The sequence below is a fragment of the Pseudomonas sp. A214 genome, assembly GCF_900156295.1.
In the GTDB taxonomy this organism is placed as follows: domain Bacteria; phylum Pseudomonadota; class Gammaproteobacteria; order Pseudomonadales; family Pseudomonadaceae; genus Aquipseudomonas; species Aquipseudomonas rhizophila.
Window position 1 is genome coordinate 3,627,292 of the sequence record NZ_LT707062.1, and the last position, 16,968, is coordinate 3,644,259.

14 protein-coding genes are annotated in these 16,968 nt (G+C 60.0%); all 14 read right to left on the reverse strand.

Features of this window, described 5'->3' with window-relative positions; all coding sequences use genetic code 11:
- Positions 1–36: 36 nt before the first annotated feature.
- Positions 37–1,674 carry a BatD family protein gene (locus tag BW979_RS16255; protein ID WP_076384457.1) on the reverse strand — a complete coding sequence of 546 codons (1,638 nt, stop codon included), beginning with the start codon at positions 1,672–1,674 and terminating at the stop codon, positions 37–39.
- Positions 1,671–3,407: a vWA domain-containing protein gene (locus BW979_RS16260; RefSeq protein ID WP_076384459.1), complete on the reverse strand. Its 1,737-nt coding sequence runs from the start codon at positions 3,405–3,407 to the stop codon at positions 1,671–1,673. Before BW979_RS16260 ends, BW979_RS16255 begins: the two co-directional genes overlap by 4 nt.
- On the reverse strand, positions 3,404–4,483 hold the full coding sequence (locus BW979_RS16265) for a vWA domain-containing protein (protein ID WP_076384461.1): 1,080 nt from the start codon (positions 4,481–4,483) through the stop codon (positions 3,404–3,406). The genes BW979_RS16260 and BW979_RS16265 overlap by 4 nt, the downstream gene beginning before the upstream one ends.
- Positions 4,476–4,970 carry a DUF4381 domain-containing protein gene (locus BW979_RS16270; RefSeq protein WP_047225797.1) on the reverse strand — a complete coding sequence of 165 codons (495 nt, stop codon included), beginning with the start codon at positions 4,968–4,970 and terminating at the stop codon, positions 4,476–4,478. Before BW979_RS16270 ends, BW979_RS16265 begins: the two co-directional genes overlap by 8 nt.
- Entirely contained in the window at positions 4,967–5,911 is a 945-nt protein-coding gene (locus BW979_RS16275) for a DUF58 domain-containing protein (protein ID WP_047225798.1), read from the reverse strand. Before BW979_RS16275 ends, BW979_RS16270 begins: the two co-directional genes overlap by 4 nt.
- Before the next feature lie 10 nt (positions 5,912–5,921).
- Positions 5,922–6,881: an AAA family ATPase gene (locus tag BW979_RS16280; protein ID WP_047225799.1), complete on the reverse strand. Its 960-nt coding sequence runs from the start codon at positions 6,879–6,881 to the stop codon at positions 5,922–5,924.
- Positions 6,882–7,089: 208 nt separating this feature from the next.
- Positions 7,090–8,823, reverse strand: coding sequence for an ATP-binding cassette domain-containing protein (locus BW979_RS16285; protein ID WP_047225800.1), 1,734 nt, complete (start codon positions 8,821–8,823; stop codon positions 7,090–7,092).
- Between the two features lie 35 nt (positions 8,824–8,858).
- Complete coding sequence (locus BW979_RS16290) at positions 8,859–10,034, reverse strand: YcaO-like family protein (RefSeq protein ID WP_223194324.1); 1,176 nt, start codon at positions 10,032–10,034, stop codon at positions 8,859–8,861.
- 574 nt (positions 10,035–10,608) lie between these two features.
- Entirely contained in the window at positions 10,609–11,586 is a 978-nt protein-coding gene (locus tag BW979_RS16295; RefSeq protein WP_047225801.1) for a 2-hydroxyacid dehydrogenase, read from the reverse strand.
- 12 nt (positions 11,587–11,598) lie between these two features.
- Positions 11,599–12,897: an MFS transporter gene (locus BW979_RS16300; protein WP_047225802.1), complete on the reverse strand. Its 1,299-nt coding sequence runs from the start codon at positions 12,895–12,897 to the stop codon at positions 11,599–11,601.
- A 56-nt stretch (positions 12,898–12,953) separates the two neighbouring features.
- Positions 12,954–13,964: a sugar kinase gene (locus BW979_RS16305; RefSeq protein WP_047225803.1), complete on the reverse strand. Its 1,011-nt coding sequence runs from the start codon at positions 13,962–13,964 to the stop codon at positions 12,954–12,956.
- Positions 13,957–14,739 carry a TIM barrel protein gene (locus BW979_RS16310; protein WP_076384463.1) on the reverse strand — a complete coding sequence of 261 codons (783 nt, stop codon included), beginning with the start codon at positions 14,737–14,739 and terminating at the stop codon, positions 13,957–13,959. The genes BW979_RS16305 and BW979_RS16310 overlap by 8 nt, the downstream gene beginning before the upstream one ends.
- A 149-nt stretch (positions 14,740–14,888) precedes the next feature.
- Entirely contained in the window at positions 14,889–15,914 is a 1,026-nt protein-coding gene (locus BW979_RS16315) for a LacI family DNA-binding transcriptional regulator (protein ID WP_076384465.1), read from the reverse strand.
- A 272-nt stretch (positions 15,915–16,186) separates the two neighbouring features.
- Entirely contained in the window at positions 16,187–16,540 is a 354-nt protein-coding gene (locus tag BW979_RS16320) for a hypothetical protein (RefSeq protein WP_047225806.1), read from the reverse strand.
- Positions 16,541–16,968 lie beyond the last annotated feature (428 nt).

Genomic DNA, 16,968 nt, shown 5'->3' on the forward strand with positions numbered 1-16,968 from the left:
TGGCGAGCCACAGAAGCGCTATGTCCCGCAAAGGGATCACTTGGGGTAGAGCGGTGGCAAGCCACTGTCGCCGGCCGGGTCCTGGAAGCCTTCCGCAGCGGGAATGGTACGAATGGCTCGCCACAGATCTTCGCCCTGCCAATACTGACCCGTTTCGCTGTAGAGCGCGCCGTTGAGGCCATCCAGGGCGTCGGACAGTGGCACGAAGCGCGCGGCCATGTCGGCCAGGGTTTCCGGTTGCTGGCGAGCCCAGGCGTCCAGCGCCTGGCGTGTAGCGTGGGAGTCGTTGGCCAGGCAGGCACGCTTGAGGTCGTCCAGCAAGGTCCGCGGGCTCGGCCCGGCCTGGGTCGCGCGCAGGATGGCCGGCTGCGAACGGGCGCGCCACCACAGGCCCAAGCCCAGCAGCGTGGTGCAGGCCAGGATGAAAGTGCTCAATTGCCAATACCGCAAGGTGTCGCTGTCGACGATCGTCACAATCTGAGGTGTGCTTGTTGGCGTGTCCACCATCAGGCTCGGGTTGTTCGCCACTTGCAGGGTCCGCGCTGGAAGGCTGGTGCGGTCCAGGTGGTCTTCCCGGGTGTTCCACCAAACCACTTCCACCGGCGGCAGTTCAATGGTGCCGCTGCGGTTGGGCACCAGGGCCTCGCGGTCTTCACGGCTGCCCACCAAACCGCGCTCGCTGCTGCGACTGCTGAGTACCGGTTGGTCGGGGTAGCGCCGCAGGCCACTGATTTCAGTGGCTGGCAGGGGCGGTAACTGGGCGCTGGCCAGGCCCTCGGCTTCCAGGGTCAGGCTGCGCGTCAGGGAGTCACCCACCTGGCTGTGGGTTGGTTCCGGGCTCCAGCTCTCGCTCAAGGAAAGGCTGCGCGCCGGCAGCCAGGGCACATCTGCCGGGTAGCTGGCGGGCTTGGGGTTGACGGTCAGGCGCAGTTGCTCGGAACTGACCCGCATCAACTGACCGGGCTTGGGTCCCGACGGCGTGGCCCCCTGGGCCACCGGCTCGACCAGGGTGGCGCTGAAGGTCTGGGCCGGGATCATCAGTTCGCCGCTGCGTTGGGGGTAGATGCCGTAGCGCAGCTCGATCACGCCGTGGCGTACGTTGTTGATGACCTTTTCGTAGGTGCGCGATTCGCCCAGTTGTTCGGTACGGGCATCGGGAATGTGCAGCGGTGTCAGGCTGCTGTCGTCGTACAGCGACACCGAATGGTAGATGCGCAAGGTCAGGATCGCCTGTGCCTGCACATAGACGTCGGTCTGGTCGAGGCTGGCCTCGATGAACACCGGGGCCAGTTTGCCCGGCTCATTGCGCGTTTCGCTTTCGATCACTTGCAGGGTGATCGGCTGGCTGGTCACTTCGCCCAATTGCAGGGGCGGGATGACCACGGTGCCACTTTGGCGCGGCAGCAGGGTGACGATCCAGCGGGTGGTGGCGCGATTCTCGCCGTCAAGAGTCGTCAGTTGGTTGACCTGGCGGGTGCCGCGCACTTCGAACAGCGCCTGGAGCGGGCTCAGGTCGGGTTTGCCGAACAGTGTGGCGTCATTGGACTCCAGGGTCAGTTCCACGGTCTCCCCGGAATTCAGGCGCCCGCGATCCACACTGGCAGTCAACTGTACGGCCTGGGTTCCAGATGCCCAGAGCAGCAACACGAGGAGGTAGGCGGTGAAGCGGGTCATGGGGTTTTTCCCTGGGCCTGATGGCTTTGCTGTTCATACCAGAATTTACGTCTGAGCAGTTCGCCCGGATTATCCGGGATCTGGCGCAGCCATTGTTCCAGTGCCTGGCGCTGTTCTTCGTCGTTGCGCTGGCCGGCCGCGGGGCGCAGTGGTGGGGTCGTGGTCCGCTCATCAGGCAACTCGCTGCCCGGCACATCCTGGGCACCAGGCGGTTGCGCTGCCTGGGGTCCCTGGGATTGTTCCGGTGTCGCGGTCGCTTCGGAGGAGGGCTGTCCCGGCGCAGAAGTTTGTGCCTGGGCATTGGCGTTCGGTGCTTGCTCGGCGGGCCCTGGCTGCTCACTTTCACTGGGTTCAGGTTCGGCAGGTTTTGCTGTCTGCTCTTTGAGCAGGCTCTGCACCAGTGCTTTGTTGGTTTGGGCCGGACGCAGGTCCGGTTGCAACTCCAGCGCTTGCTCGTACGCATCCAGCGCGGCGTCCAGTTCGCCGCTTTTGGCCAGGGCGTTGCCGCGGTTGTAGTGGGCGCGGGCGTCGTTGCCCTCGGCAAAGCGGCGAGCGGCTTCGCTGTAGGCACCGGCTTCATACAGGGCCACACCTTGCCATTGGTGGTCCTCGAAGTGGACGGCAGCCTCGGCCGGACGCTTCTGCTTGAGCAGGTGCTGGCCTTGTTGATCGGGGCGCAGCCACAGGTCCTGGAGTTCGAAGGCATGACCGGTTTGCGGCACCATGAACACCCACGGCAGGCAGAACAGCCAGCCGCGCCGTCCGGCGCAGGCGGCCAGCAACAACAGCGGCAGGAGCAGCCAGTAGCCATGGTCCGCCCAGGTATCCAGGCGCAACGTCTGACCGTCGCTGCGCAAATGGCGAGGGCCGTCCAGCAGCCCCAGGCCACGCAGGTCGCTATCGTCCAGGCGCGCCGGGCGATAGCGGCCGTCCAGCTCATTGAGGAAGGACTTGAGGCTCGGGCTGTCCAGGCGCGGTACCAGAATCGCGCCCTGGGCATCCTTGAGGTAACTGCCATCTTCCTGGGTTACCGGGGCGCCTTCGCGTGTTCCGATGCCCAGCATCAGCAATTGCGTGGCAGATCCATCGAGGATCTGGCGGATATGCTCGCGTTCCTGTTCGTTCAACGATGAACCTATCAGCAGGATCCGACCGTGACCAAGTCCGCTCTGATCCAGCAGGGCCATGGCCTTGTTGACCGCCAGGTCGGCGCGATGGCCGTTCTGGGGCATGATCGAGGGGGTGAGTGCTTCCAGGAGGTTGGCGCTGGTGGACAGGTCGTCGGACAGCGGCACCAGCGTATGGGCACTGCCGGAATAGACGATGATTGCGGTCTGAGCATCGCTGCGGCTATGCAGCAAGTCCAGCACCTTGCGCCGGGCTTGTTCCAGACGCGTGGGCGGGACGTCGGCGGCGAGCATTTGCGGTGTCAGTTCCAGCACCACCACCAGCGGATCGGCAGGTTTTTGGCTGGTCTGTTCGACCCGTGCCCAACTGGGGCCCAGCAGCGCAAGCACCACCAACAGCCAGCCCAGGCCAAGGGCAACCCACGGGAGTTTGCTTTCGCGGCCGTTGCCGCCACTGAGCAGCACGGCATGAAACGCCGGCGGCAGGATCATTTGCCAGCGGCCCACGCGTTTCTGCCGGTGCCACAGGTGCCACAGCAGCCACCCCAACAAAGGCAGCAGCAATAGGAACCAGGGACGCAACCAGTGTGGCCAGAGAGCGATCATCGGCGTTTCCCCAGGCGCATGCGCTTGAGTCGACGGCGCCACTCGGAATGCTCTGCCGGTTGGAACAATGGCTGGGTGAACAGCCGCTGCAGAGGGTTGTCCGGCCAGCGTTCCCGGGCTACCAGCAAAACGCTCAGCAGCAGCGCAACGGCCAGGGGCCATTGGTAAAGTGCCTGGGCGGGGCGCGCCTGGGTCGGCTGTTGGGTCACCGGTTCGAGCTGGTCGAGGGTGGTCTTGATCGCCAACAGTTGTTGGCCATCCTGGGCGCGGAAATACTGGCCGCCCGTGGTTTGGGCAATTTCCCTGAGTGTCGCTTCGTCGAGGTCCAGGCTCGGGTTGACCCCGACAAACCCTGCTGTGCCACTTTCTTCCGGATCGGCGCCAATGCCAATCGGGTAGATCTTCACGTCTTCTTCGGCGGCCAGCCGCGCGGCGGTCAGCGGGTCGATTTCCCCGCCGTTGTTGGCGCCATCGGTCACCAGGATCAGCACGCGGCTGTTTGCCGGACGTTGACGCAGGCGCTTGAGCGCCAGGCCGATGGCGTCGCCGATAGCGGTGTTCTTGCCGGCGATGCCGATGCGCGCTTCATCCAGCCACAGCCGCACGGTGCGACGGTCGAAGGTCAGCGGTGCCTGGAGGTAGGCCTGGCTGCCGAACAGGATCAGGCCGACCCGATCACCTTCGCGGCTCTCGAGAAAATCTCCCAGCAGGTGCTGGACCAGCGCGAGGCGACTGATTTCCTCGTCTTGCCAGCGCATATCGGGAAAGTCCATGGACCCCGAGACATCCACCGCCACCAACAGGTCACGACCGCTGGCAGCGATCGGCAACGGCTCACCCAACCATTGCGGGCGGGCAGCGGCAATCAGCAACAGCAGCCAGAGCAGGATGAAGGGTGCCTGCTGACGCCAGGTCGGCAGATTGCTTCGGGCCCGGCGCCCCACGAGACCTTCGAGGTCGCCCAGGAAACTGACCCTGAGGGCCGGCTCGCCACTGTCGGCCGCCGGCAGCACCAGGCGCATCAGCCAGGGCAGCGGCAACAGCGCGAAAATCCACGGCCAGGCGAACTCAAACATGTTTGCGAATCCAGATTTCGACGGCCTGGGTCAGGCCGGCAATGGCTTTGTCATCGAGCTTGCATTCGGGCTTGTAGGCGCCTTCCACCAGCACCATCCAGCGGGTCAGGCCTGCCGCCGGGCAGCGGTTATCCAGGAAAGCCAGCCATTTACGTCCGTTGAGGGTGTGACTCTGGCTGTACGGGTAGTGGTTGCGACACAGGCGCTTGAGCAGCCCGTTGAGCTGTTGCAGCCAGGCGCCGGCAGGGGCGCCATCGTAGGGTTTGGGCAGTTGGGCGAGTTCCGCCAGCGCGGCCAGGCGCGCCGGGTCCAGGGGTTGCTCGGCGCGCACGGTGGAGCGCTTGGCGGGAAGGAACCGGCGCAATTGCCACAGTCCAAGCCCCAGCAACGGCAATACCACCAGCAGCAGCCACCAGCCCGGCGCGGGAGGCCAGAAGCCGATGGGTGGCGGCGTGATCAGTGGCTGCAGTTGATCGAGACTGCTCATCGGCTTTTCCCCGACCGCTTGGGGTTCAGGTATTCGCGTAGCTGTTCGACCATGTCGCCCTGGGTGCTCAGGGGCATGAGCAGAATCCGCAGCTTCTGGGCCAGCAATTCCCAGCGCTCCTGGCGCGCCTCGGCCTGGGCGCGATAGGTCTGGCGCAGTTCGAAATTCAGGGTGTCGAGTTCCAACTGCGCGCCGCGCTGGGCGAAACGCAGCAATCCGGCGGCGGGCAGGGCGTGATCCAGCGGATCCGAAAGCGGCAACAGCAACAGGTCGCAATGGCGTGACAGCAGGCTCAACTGTTGCTCGGCGCTGTCGGACAGCGCGCGCTCATCGCAAATCACGATCACCAGGCTGCCAGGGCGCAATACTTCCCGGGCCCGGCGCAAGGCGTTGCCGAACGAATCGCGGTCCGCTTCGCCCTCGGTATGCAGCGATTGATTGACCCGCACCAGGCGGTTCAGCAGTTGCAGAAGGCTCTGTTTGCTGCGCCGAGGCTTGACCTCGTAATGGGTGTTATCTCCGAACACCAGCCCGCCGACCCGGTCGTTGTGCCCCAGCGCGGCCCAGCCGATCAGGCTGGCGGCCTGGGCCGCGAGCACCGACTTGAACATCAGCCCCGAGCCGAAGAACAGCCGATGGCTTTGCTCGATCATGATGAAGATCGGCCGCTCCCGCTCCTCATGAAACAGCTTGGTGTGGGGCTCCTGAGTACGAGCGGTCACGCGCCAGTCAATGGTGCGTACGTCGTCGCCGGCCTGATAGACCCGCACCTGATCGAAATCCACGCCGCGCCCGCGCAGTTTGGAGTGGTGCAGGCCGATCAGTGGGCTACGTTGGCCCGGCGTCGAGAACAACTGCACTTCACGCACGCGATGGCGCATCTCGATCAGCTCCGAAAGGCTGACGCGGATGCCCGGTACGGGCGCCAGTGGGTTGTTCATGGCTGGCTACTCAAGCGACGGCGACGACGTCGAGAATCCGCTGCACGACGCGGTCCTGGTCAATACCGGCAGCTTCGGCTTCGAACGACAGAATGATGCGATGGCGCAGCACGTCGAACAGCACGGCCTGGATGTCTTCGGGGCTGACGAAGTCGCGGCCGGCGAGCCAGGCGTGGGCACGGGCGCAGCGGTCCAGGGCAATGGAGCCTCGCGGGCTGGCGCCGTAGGCGATCCATTCGGCCATTTCCGGGTCGAACTTGGCCGGCGTACGGGTGGCCATGACCAGTTGCACCAGGTATTCCTCCACGGCGTCGGCCATGTACAACCCGAGGATCTCCTTGCGTGCGGAGAAAATAGCCTGCTGGCTCACGCGGCGCTCGGGCTTGGTTTCGCCGTGCAGCGCTTCACCTCGGGCCTGCTGCAGAATACGACGCTCCACCGCGGCATCCGGGAAGCCGATCTTGACGTGCATCAGGAAGCGGTCGAGCTGGGCCTCGGGCAGCGGGTAGGTGCCTTCCTGCTCGATCGGGTTTTGCGTGGCCATCACCAAAAACAGGGGCGACAGCTCGTACGTGCTGCGCCCGACGCTGACCTGGCGCTCGGCCATTGCTTCGAGCAAGGCCGACTGGACCTTGGCCGGGGCACGGTTGATTTCGTCCGCCAGCACCAGGTTGTGGAAAATCGGCCCCTGCTGGAACACGAAACTGCCGGTTTCCGGGCGGTAGATTTCCGTGCCGGTAATGTCGGCGGGCAGCAGATCGGGGGTGAACTGAATACGATGGAACTGCGCTTCAATGCCCTCGGCCAGCTCTTTGATGGCCTTGGTCTTGGCCAGCCCCGGCGCGCCTTCCACCAGCATGTGGCCGTCAGCGAGCAGGGCGATGAGCAGACGCTCGATGAGTTTTTCCTGGCCGAGGATCTGCGTTGAAAGAAAGGTTCGCAGCGCCAGCAGCGCTTCACGATGTTCCATCGGTGACTGTTCCTGGAAAGGGTGGCCCAGGCGTTCGGATAACGTCGGGGCTGGGGGCGTTACTTTAATGCATGGCGGGGGGTGGCGACTAACGGGATTTTGTTTGGTGTGCGGATTTGTGATCGGTTTGGATTCATTGTGGGATCTGAGGTGAACACCGACTCTATGAACACCCCTGATCGGCTCCCGCAGGGACTGGCGTTTAGATCTATTCCTGTATGCCTGCTAGTGCCGTGTCCTGAAAGTCATTGAGCAACAATTTGATTGCCGGTCTGTCGGCCAGCTCCTGCCAACACCCGTCGTCAACAATCGCGCCGTCGCGCAGGACGATGACCCGATCAAAGCGCTGTAGATGCTCGAAATCATGAGTGACACAAATTAGCCCGCGTTCTGCGAAGGTATCGAACAGCAAGTCCCATAGGGAGTCGGTCAACCCGGGCTCGATTGATGCACTGGGTTCATCGAACAAATTGAATCGCCCAGGCCTGTTGATCAGACGCAGCAGTGACAGACGCTTGGCTTCACCGCCAGAAATATTCGATGCGTGTTCACTGATGTTCCGTTCACAGACAATGTCCTGTAGCTGCAGTCGTCGTATTGCCTGGTCGAGGTGAGGCGACGCTTTAACGCCAAACAGAACGGACCTTTCAAAGAGACCTTCGAGAAAACAGGGCTGCTGAGGGCAGTACCTCAATGCACTCAAGTGGGCGCGAGGATTCAGTTGCGAAACGGGAGTTGCGTCGATGCTCAACTGATTTCGCGTTTCTTGATCAAGACCAGCGAGAACTTCCAACAAGGTGGATTTGCCCGCACCGCTCTGGCCGATGATCGCCACGGATTGACCTTGAGTAAATCTCAGGCTTTGCGTGATCGACAAGCGAACGTCGCCATTTTCGGTCAGTACGCACGGATCCAGAATCAGTGTCGATGCCCCTCGAAAATTGACTTCCGATTGCCGATTGCCATGGTCAAAATTTGGGAGCAAAAGCAGGCTTTGAAGTCGACGCTGATCGGCAAGAAACTGATCCAGCACACGATAGCCCTCCGTTAACGCGGCGATATTGAGTAAGTAACTGCCGGCGATGGAAAAAATGGCCACCAGTTGTCCGACACTGATACTGGGCTGGTTCGACAGTTGATCAACAACCCCCCATCCCAGTAATCCGCCCGTGGAGAGGCTGACGAACAGAATCTTGGCAGCGCTCAAGAAACCACCCGAGGTTGCCGCGGTCACCGCAGTATTGGCATAGCATTTGAAGGCCTCATTCAACGGCTGTGTGGCGGTTGACTCGGCGTTTTCCAGCTTTATTGCTTTGCCTGCATTGAGCGTGTTGTATAGGTGGGCGCTCAATTCATCTTCCTGCTCGTTGACAGCGTCAATGTGCTTCCTGCGCCATCTGATAATTTTGTGGCTGACAATCAGGTAGATAAATCCTAGACCCGTCATGCTCACAAAAACTTCAATGCCACCCATGTAAAAAAAAGCGCCGCCAACGATCAAGAACTCCAGGCACAGCGGCAGTCCGACGGTAACAAAAAACGTCAATAGTTGTTCGTGAGCGGTAATTCCACGCTCCACCGACTTTATGAAGTGACCGATTCGCCATGAATTGAACCGGGCAAATTCCTTGCGCATAAGGTTTGCCAGCCATTCAATAGATGCGGCCATGATAATTTGCTGGACAAGCTTGGATAGGAAATGGATCTGTAGCGGGCTGATAATTGCCTGCACGCACCCAGCGAGCACAAGGCCTGCCGTAAGAGTGAGCATTAGGTTGACGGTTGCATGTTTCTCGCCGTACAGGGTGTCGACGATTGCCCCCAGGAGCAAAGGTGGGGCGAGTGCGATGAGCTTGAGCACCAGGATTGTTGCAATGGTGGATGCCAGAAGAGTCGTATGTTTTTTGCAGGCAGTTCTAATGAGCGTTTGCATAGGATGCATACGACCGTCCGTTATTGTTTTATGGGTGGCTGGTTTCAACTGCTGAGTAATACATGCTGAGGTACAACGAGTTGCCCATTTCTAATGATGTTGAAGCGTTCAAGTCCAGGGATGTAAGCCTGGGTAACGATGCTGTTGTTTGGGAAGCGCGCTACAGTTCTATAGAATATTTTTTTGTCGGACTTCGATGTGGCTTTGTGCAGCGTGTCTAATTGTGTCGGGACAGTTTCATTGTAGTCGTGTGGTGGGCATTCAAGCTCAGGAAGGTTCAGGTCCCTAACAGGTGCCAAGTCGATTAAATTTTTAAGGATTTTTGAGTGCGACAATAACTTGACAGTTTTTCTGTCCATGGAATCTTCAAAGACATCATATAGACTCTCGGATTGGAGTTGTTCAGTCACCGCTCTCTGAATGGCGGTGCAAATGTCCATCGAACAGCCTGAGCCAATAGCTGAGAGAGGCTGGTCTCCAGGGCCGGCTTTGGGAAAGGCAACGGCAAAGTAAACAGATAAGACATCTTTGATAATGATGATCTGCAGTTTATTGGCGGGTTCTAAGGCGGAAGGGTCGTTGAGGAGCGCCTTGTTAAGCAAGCTCGTCGACGGTTTGTATAGGTCCATCTTGGGGCCGATTCCGCATATCGCCATGAAAAAAAGAGATAAGACATGTCGTTCGATTATTTCCTGAATGCCATGCAATAAAGCTTCATTTTCGGTGCAGCCAAAAGCAATGCCTGAGTTGGATGAGTAACGTGCCAAGAATTGCATGGTAGAACGCGTGTCGTTGGAGTTGCTTCGGGCAGCAGCAGGGCAGAGTAGAGCGCTTGGAGCAATCAGGTGTTCTTTTTTATCCAGCGATGTGAGAGTGAAGCAGTCTATTGGTTCGTCGCTGTATGGCAGGCGGGTGAAGAAACCGTCGTATTTAGCTGCTTTCTGACTGGCAATACTGTCGGTGCTGTGCCATGTCGACTCATGATTAGGGGCTAGAAAAGAGCTGGCATGCTCGATGGTTTCTGCCAGCGCACCTATAAGTGCGTCCGGCCCTTTACCCGCACCTGACTCAATAAAATGATTGTCACTATCAAAAAGCTCCGCCGTTGCCACTAGCCTGGAGGGTGTCGTATAGCGGGCCTCGGCTCTAAAACCGAGCGTGTGCAGGGTGGACATGATATTGAATAGAGCTTCGGTAGATGTTAGTTCGCGTTCTGGCATAGAAACCTCTAGGTTTAGGCGCCGAAAGGTGGAAACCTTTCGGCGCCTGTTCACAGGCACTTAATCGATCAATGATTTCAGTTGATCAGAGATGCAAAAAAGTTGGCTTCGGTTGTCAGAAGCCCTTTGGAAAAGCCCATTGCCTGCGGCAGAACATCAAAGGTGTTGATTTCAGAACGCTTCCTACCCATGTCATATACTCCTTTATTGATTATTCAGTGTCGCTTAGCGATCACCTAACTTGCGCGTTTTTGTGCAAGTGCATAATTAATAACACTGGGCTTTTGGATGGGCTAGGATGCAACTTCCGATGCTGGTGTAGGCCTGTTCTTGACGATCGGTAGGACGTGCCTGAGGGAAGGTGGTTTTTTGTTGAAGTTTGCTTTTCTGGGCTATCTACTCAATGGGTTGAGTGGTTTATTCATCCCGGGATGAAGTGCCGCTAGAGTAATTGAGCAAGATTCAAAGGAGGGGTGTTGCCAGTCGGCTATCCAGTACTGGCAGAACCGGTGGCGAGGGGAGAGATTCCCTCGCCAAAAAGCTGCGCTTGGCTTCATTCTCGTGGACGAACGAATCAACCCTCCCACGCCTCCGGATTCACCAGATTCACCGGTCGCTCTCCCGCCAACGCCATCAGGAGATTATCCACCGCACAGCGCGCCATTGCCTCCCGTGTCTCGTGGGTGGCCGAACCCATGTGCGGCGTTGCCACTACGTTATCCATTTGTAATAACGGTGAGTCCGCACTCAGGGGTTCGCGCTCGAACACATCCAGCCCCGCGCCACGGATCTGTCCGTTGCGCAGGGCGTCGATCAGAGCGGCTTCGTCCACCACCTTGCCTCGGGAGATATTGATGAAGATGCTTTCGGGACGCATCTGCGCGAACGCTTGTGCACCGATCAGCCCTTGGGTTTCTGCCGTCAGAGGCAAAGTCAGACAAATGAAATCCGCCTGTCGCAACAGCGTCTCGAGGTTGCAATAACGGGCCCCGAAACGTTGCTCGACCGCGGGCTTGGGCGAATGGCTGTGGTAGAGCACCGGCATGCCGAAACCGAAATGCCCGCGCTGGGCCAAGGCTTCGCCGATGCGGCCCATGCCTATTATGCCGAGGGTCTTGCCATGGACATCGGTGCCGAAATGTTTGGAGCCGATGCTCTGTTGCCACTGGCCTGAGCGGATCAGGTTGGCCAACTCCACCACGCGCCGAGCCGTTGCCAGGATCAGTGCAAAACCGGTGTCCGCGGTGGTTTCGGTCAGCACGTCCGGGGTATTGGTGAGCAGGATGCGGCGTTCGGTCAGATAGTCGATGTCGTAGTTGTCGACCCCCACCGAGACGCTGGCGATGGCTTGCAGGTTCGGCGCTGAGTCCAGTAGTGGCGCATCCAGTTTCAGGCTGGCCCCCAACAGGCCATGGGCGCCAGGCAAGGCGTCGCGCAATTGGGCCAGGCCTGGCGCATCGAGGTGCTCGATGAGGGTGACCTGGGCCTGAGCTTGCAGACGGTCCATCAGTTGCGCCGAGAGCGCTTTGTACAACACTACGTGCTTTTTCATGGAGGGCTCGATTCAGGACTGTGCGGACGCCGGGTGTGGCGTCGCGGTTTGAGACACGGCGCGGTCGCTGGCGCCGGGCTTGAGGGCCAGGGTCAGTACCACCGACAACAGCAAGGCGCCACTCATTAGTAGAAAGGACATACCGGGAGAGCCGGTGGTGCCGTTGAGATAGCCCACCAGGTACGAGCCGCCGAACGAACCCAACGCGCCCATGCTGTTGATCAGTGCCATGGCACCGCCGGCGACGTTGGCCGGCAGGATCTCTGGAACGATGGCAAAAAACGGCCCGTACGGCGCGTACATGCAAGCCCCGGCAACCACCAACAAACTGTAGGACCACCAGAAATGCTCAGGCCCCAGCAAATAGGAGGCGTAAAACGCGACGGACGCGATCAGCAGCGGCGGCCAGACGAAACGTTTGCGCTTCTGCGCCTTGTCCGACGCCCAGGACACGACCAGCATGGCGACTACTGCCGCCAGGTATGGCAACGACGACAGCCAACCGGCCTCGACAATGCTCATTTGCAGGCCAGCCTTGAGGATTGACGGCAGCCACAGCACGAACCCGTAGACCCCAATGCTCCAGCAGAAAAATTGCAGTGCCAGGATGATGACTTTGGGTGAGCGGAAGGCTTCGGCATAGTTTTTCACGGCCTTGATACCGACCTGTTCAGCCGCCAGCGCGCTTTCCAGGTCTTGTTTTTCCTGGTTGCTGAGCCACTTGGCCTGGGACGGACGATCATCAGCCAGGCGCCACCAGATAAAGGCCCAGAGCACCGCCGGCAGACCTTCGATGATGAACATCCAGCGCCAGTCGAATTGTTGCACCAGATAGCCGGACACCACGGACATCCACAGCATGGTGACCGGGTTACCAAGGATCAGGAAGGTGTTGGCACGTGAGCGTTCGGCCCGGGTGAACCAGTGGCAGAGATACACCAGCATGGCCGGCATGACCGCAGCTTCGACCACGCCGAGCATGAAGCGGATCACGATTAGCCAGTAAGCATTGGAGACCACGCCCGTCAGGGTCGCCAGCGAGCCCCAGAGGATCAGGCTGACAAAAATCAGCTTCTTTACACTGTGTCTCTGCGCGTAGATCGCCCCCGGTACCTGGAAGAAAAAGTAACCAAGGAAAAACAGTGCGCCCAGCAATGAGGACAGCCCCGGGGTGATCATCAGATCCTCGGCCATGCCCGAGGCGGCGGCGAAGCCGTAGTTGGCCCGGTCCAGGTAAGCCAGGCTGTAGGTGATGAAGACGATGGGCATGATGTACCACCAGCGGCGGGTGGCGAGGTTGAGCGTTTGCATGTCGTTGACTCCTGAGCTTGTTGTTTTTGTTGCAGCAGGTGTGTTTTGTGGTGGTTCTAATCGCGAGCAGGCTCGCTCCCGCATGAGGATGCGTCGACCCTGTGGGAGCGAGCCTGCTGGCGATTGGCATCATTAAATTCAGCCAGTAACTCAATGCGCGTCGGCAATCCCTCCATGTCTCCACGGCTCTGCACTGCGCGGCTACCAATCCAGTTGGCGCGCTGTACGGCTTCGGTGATGGCGCGGCCTTCGAGTAACGCACTGATCAGGCCGACCGCGAAGCCATCGCCGGCGCCCACGGTGTCCACCACCTGGGCCACCGGCACGCCGGCAACTACGCCCTGGCCTAGCTGAGTGCGGAAATAGGCGCCATCCGCGCCGAGCTTGATCACGACGATTTCGGCACCCAGGTCCAGATAGAACGCGGCGATGTCGGCCGGGTCGTCGAAACCAGTCAGCAAGCGACCTTCGCCGAGCCCCGGCATGACCCAGTGGGCGAGGGCGGCGAGGCGATTGATTTCGTGAATCATCATCGACTCGCTAGCCCACAGGCTCGGCCGTAGGTTGGGATCGAAGGACAGGCTGCGGCCGGCCTCGCGCATCCGCATCATTAATTCAGAGGACATCTCACGGGCCGTGACCGACAAGGCCGGGACGATGCCGGTGGCGTGCAAGTGGCGGGCTTCGAGCTGCGAGGGGGCGATGGTGTCGATCGACAGATGACTGGCCGCCGAGCCGCGACGGAAATATTCGACTTGTGGGTCGCTGCCATCGTCGCTACGGGATTTGAACTGGAACCCGGTGGGGTGGGCTGGATCGACCGTCACGTGGCGACAATCCAGGCCTTCGTTTTCCAGCGTCTGCACCACGAAGCGTCCTAGGGAGTCAGCACCCACCCGGCTCAGCCACGCCACTTTGAAGCCCAGTCGCGACAGACCGATGGCCACGTTACTGTCGGCCCCGGCGACGCGCTTGTGGAACTGCTCGACATTGGCCAGGTCACCGCGCTGGTCGGCCACCAGCATCGCCATGGTTTCGCCGAAAGACAACACATCGAACTCAGGCATGGGCTGGCTCCCGGCATGATTGGCCTAGGCGGGCAAGGGTGGCGACATGTCCCGCAGTCAACTGCAGCAAATCATCGTCTTGCAGCGGATATTCGGCTGCGCGCATTACACCAGCGGGCATGTGTTTGAACAGTTGTTCCCACAGATGCAGGTCTGTCATCGCCGGAGGCACCGCGACCAGTTTGCCGTCGGCGCGCCGGGCCACGGCCTTGCAATGCACATAAGCCACATACCGCCCAAGCTGTCGGGCGGCCACAGCGGCCGATTGGTCCTGCCATTGCCAGTTGCCAATGTCGAAGGTCATACCGATGGGCAGCGCTTGCTCCTCTGTCGCAGCAAAAAAACGCTGTAATGGTTCGATCCGCCCGCCTTGCAGGGTCTGGTCGTTTTCCACCAGCAATCGCACCGGGCTGGCGGCCAGCGCATCCGCCAGGGCTGGCAGATCATGGGAGTCGGTGAAATAGCCGAGAGAGACTTTCAGCCATGCCGAGCCAAACGCCTCGGCACGTCGCAAGGCAAGTGACAGGGCGGGATTGGGCTTGGGCTGGCCGGCGAGCCACAGCTCAAGTGGAGAGGAAAAAATACTTTGCAGTCCTTTGGCCAAGGCACCGGCGGCCAGTTTAGCGGGCTGTTCAGTGGTGAGCAGTTCTTCGCGCCATTCGATCCGTGAAGCGCCAGCGGCAGCCAGCAGATCGATAAAACTGCCTTGGCCCTGTTGCCGTACCAGATCGGCACCGTAGCTGGAAAGGCTGATGGAGACGGGTGGGTTGTGCATTGTTTTTATACCTCTGAAACCGGTTTCAGTTTTGTGCAAAAAAAAGTTGTGCTTGAGAGGGCCCTATCGCGAGCAGGCTCGCTCCCACAGGGGACTCCAGTGCGATGCAGATCCAGTGTGGGAGCGAGCCTGCTCGCGGTAGGGCTTTATCACCGACCATTTCCCCGCGTGGACCCACGCTCGATCAACCGCGCCGCAAAATCCAGGGTTCGCACCGGCCCGTTATCGCCACGCAAGCGCTTGAGCAAACATTCGAACGCGCTGGCGCCGATCTCGGCCGTCGGTTGGGCCAGGGCGGTGATGCCGCTGCCCACCAGCGGGTACCAATCCAGATCATCGAGGGCGATCAGGCCTACATCGTCGAACAAGTGGCAACCCAGTTCGCGCAGCACCGTCGTGGCGGCCAGGGCGGCAATGCCATTGGCGCAGAACAATGCTTTGGGGCTATGTCCCGGCGGGGCAAGAAAGTTCTTGATGTGCGTGGTCAACTGATCACAGGTTTCCACAACGGTGCCGGCCAGGGCAGGCCGTCGTTGAATGCCGGCCTTGAAACTCTCGACCCGTTCGATCCGCGAGCTGGTGCCGTCGAATGGTTCGGTCACCAGCAACAGATCGCGGTAGCCCCGCTGTTCGAGATGATCGAGCGCCATCTCGACGGCCGCCGGATTGTCCAGGCCCACCAGGTCGCTTTCCAGTCGATCGACCTTGCGATCGACCAGCACCAGGGGCATTTCACTGCGCAGTTCCAACAATTCATCACGGTGGTGGCCGAGGGTGTTAACAATCAGCCCTTCGATGTTATAGGCGCGCAACAAGGCCAGATGCTGGCGTTCCTGCTCATCGTCGCGGTCGGTGTTACACACCACCAGGCTGTAGCCGTGGCGACGGCAGGCTGTTTCCACGCCGTGCATCACGGCAATTGAATAAGGGTTGCGGATATCGGCCACCAGCATGCCGATCAGGCGTGTGCGTCCGCGCTTGAGGCCGCGGGCCATCTGATTCGGACGGTAGCCCAGTTCGCTGATCGCTTGCTCGATGCGTTGAGCGATGGCCTCGGAAAGCAGGGCGCGATCCTCGCCAATGAAGCGCGAGACGCTGGCCTTGGAGACCCCCGCGCGTTCGGCGACATCAAGCATGGTCACGCGGCTGCGCTGGGCGGCGGAAAAAGGGTTCATCAATTGAAACCTGCTTATTTTTGTTAGTGGCTTTGAAACCGGTTTCAGAAGACCTCAGAACCCAGCGGGTCGTCAAGAGCGACGCGACATAAGAACGACCGACGGTGGTTTACCTCAGCCCAGGAAAGCGCAGGTATCGTTCCTGACGAGTATCTGGTCCATGACGCGGACGGCAATCTTGTGCCGGCGCAGGAATAAGTTAGGCGGGGTGCCTCCAAGTTCCTTGTGGCGAGCAAGCATGCTCGTCGCAGGGAGTCAGTCGCGCTTCAGGTTCAGAGCTGGCTTATATAGGTGCCCGTCCCCTTGAGGATGTTCTGCAACGTCAGTTCCACCTCCGCCAAATCCGCCGCATCGGTGTCGTGGGTAATCTCCAGCACATCATCCCCGTTCAGCACATCGGCGTCCGATGCGGCAATTTCGATTTTCAGCAGGGTCGGGCTGAGGGTCACTTTGACGCCTTCCAGTGTCGAAGGCTCACCCTCCAGGGCGATTTCCAGTTCGTCTTCGTCGGGGTAGCGGGTCATCAGGAACATTTCGCCCTGGGTGCTGTGGCAGCACAGCATGGCCATGTTGTCTTCTTCCTCGTCGCACGGGTTGGCGATCAGAAGGGCGGTGCTCATTTGCATGGTGGTGGCTCCTGGCTCGATGAGCCTTGCTGGGCGCAAATAAAGTGAATTTTGCCAGCCCGAACGACTTTCTGCTGGATTACTGCAGTCACACGCAGAATATGCGCGCAATTTCACAGCGCCAGGTGCCGTTTTGCTCGCCGGGCTGCTACGGTTGTTCGATGCAAACCGGCTGTTTAGCTTGCCGTTGACCGAATATGTCGCAGCGCTGCAAGCAGGCACATTGTCGCACTCGTTAAGCTGCACGGCGGATGTACACCTGCAAAGGGCACCACGAGGGCTTTTTGCAGGTGTCCATTACATGGAAATTACATGGAAAAGGATGTGACCTGCCGGTCTTGTCCAGCTTCACCCACCTGTCGTCCTGTTTCCTCTGCCCGAGAATCAGGAACAGGATGGCCGACAGCCCTGAAAAAGGGCTGCACGCG

Bases quoted from the DNA above. Each gene is read 5' to 3' on its own strand.
- BW979_RS16255 (WP_076384457.1), bottom strand. From the start codon at position 1,674: ATGACCCGCTTCACCGCCTACCTCCTCGTGTTGCTGCTCTGGGCATCT.
- BW979_RS16260 (WP_076384459.1), bottom strand. From the start codon at position 3,407: ATGATCGCTCTCTGGCCACACTGGTTGCGTCCCTGGTTCCTATTGCTG.
- BW979_RS16265 (WP_076384461.1), bottom strand. From the start codon at position 4,483: ATGTTTGAGTTCGCCTGGCCGTGGATTTTCGCGCTGTTGCCGCTGCCC.
- BW979_RS16270 (WP_047225797.1), bottom strand. From the start codon at position 4,970: ATGAGCAGTCTCGATCAACTGCAGCCACTGATCACGCCGCCACCCATC.
- BW979_RS16275 (WP_047225798.1), bottom strand. From the start codon at position 5,911: ATGAACAACCCACTGGCGCCCGTACCGGGCATCCGCGTCAGCCTTTCG.
- BW979_RS16280 (WP_047225799.1), bottom strand. From the start codon at position 6,881: ATGGAACATCGTGAAGCGCTGCTGGCGCTGCGAACCTTTCTTTCAACG.
- BW979_RS16285 (WP_047225800.1), bottom strand. From the start codon at position 8,823: ATGCATCCTATGCAAACGCTCATTAGAACTGCCTGCAAAAAACATACG.
- BW979_RS16290 (WP_223194324.1), bottom strand. From the start codon at position 10,034: ATGCCAGAACGCGAACTAACATCTACCGAAGCTCTATTCAATATCATG.
- BW979_RS16295 (WP_047225801.1), bottom strand. From the start codon at position 11,586: ATGAAAAAGCACGTAGTGTTGTACAAAGCGCTCTCGGCGCAACTGATG.
- BW979_RS16300 (WP_047225802.1), bottom strand. From the start codon at position 12,897: ATGCAAACGCTCAACCTCGCCACCCGCCGCTGGTGGTACATCATGCCC.
- BW979_RS16305 (WP_047225803.1), bottom strand. From the start codon at position 13,964: ATGCCTGAGTTCGATGTGTTGTCTTTCGGCGAAACCATGGCGATGCTG.
- BW979_RS16310 (WP_076384463.1), bottom strand. From the start codon at position 14,739: ATGCACAACCCACCCGTCTCCATCAGCCTTTCCAGCTACGGTGCCGAT.
- BW979_RS16315 (WP_076384465.1), bottom strand. From the start codon at position 15,914: ATGAACCCTTTTTCCGCCGCCCAGCGCAGCCGCGTGACCATGCTTGAT.
- BW979_RS16320 (WP_047225806.1), bottom strand. From the start codon at position 16,540: ATGCAAATGAGCACCGCCCTTCTGATCGCCAACCCGTGCGACGAGGAA.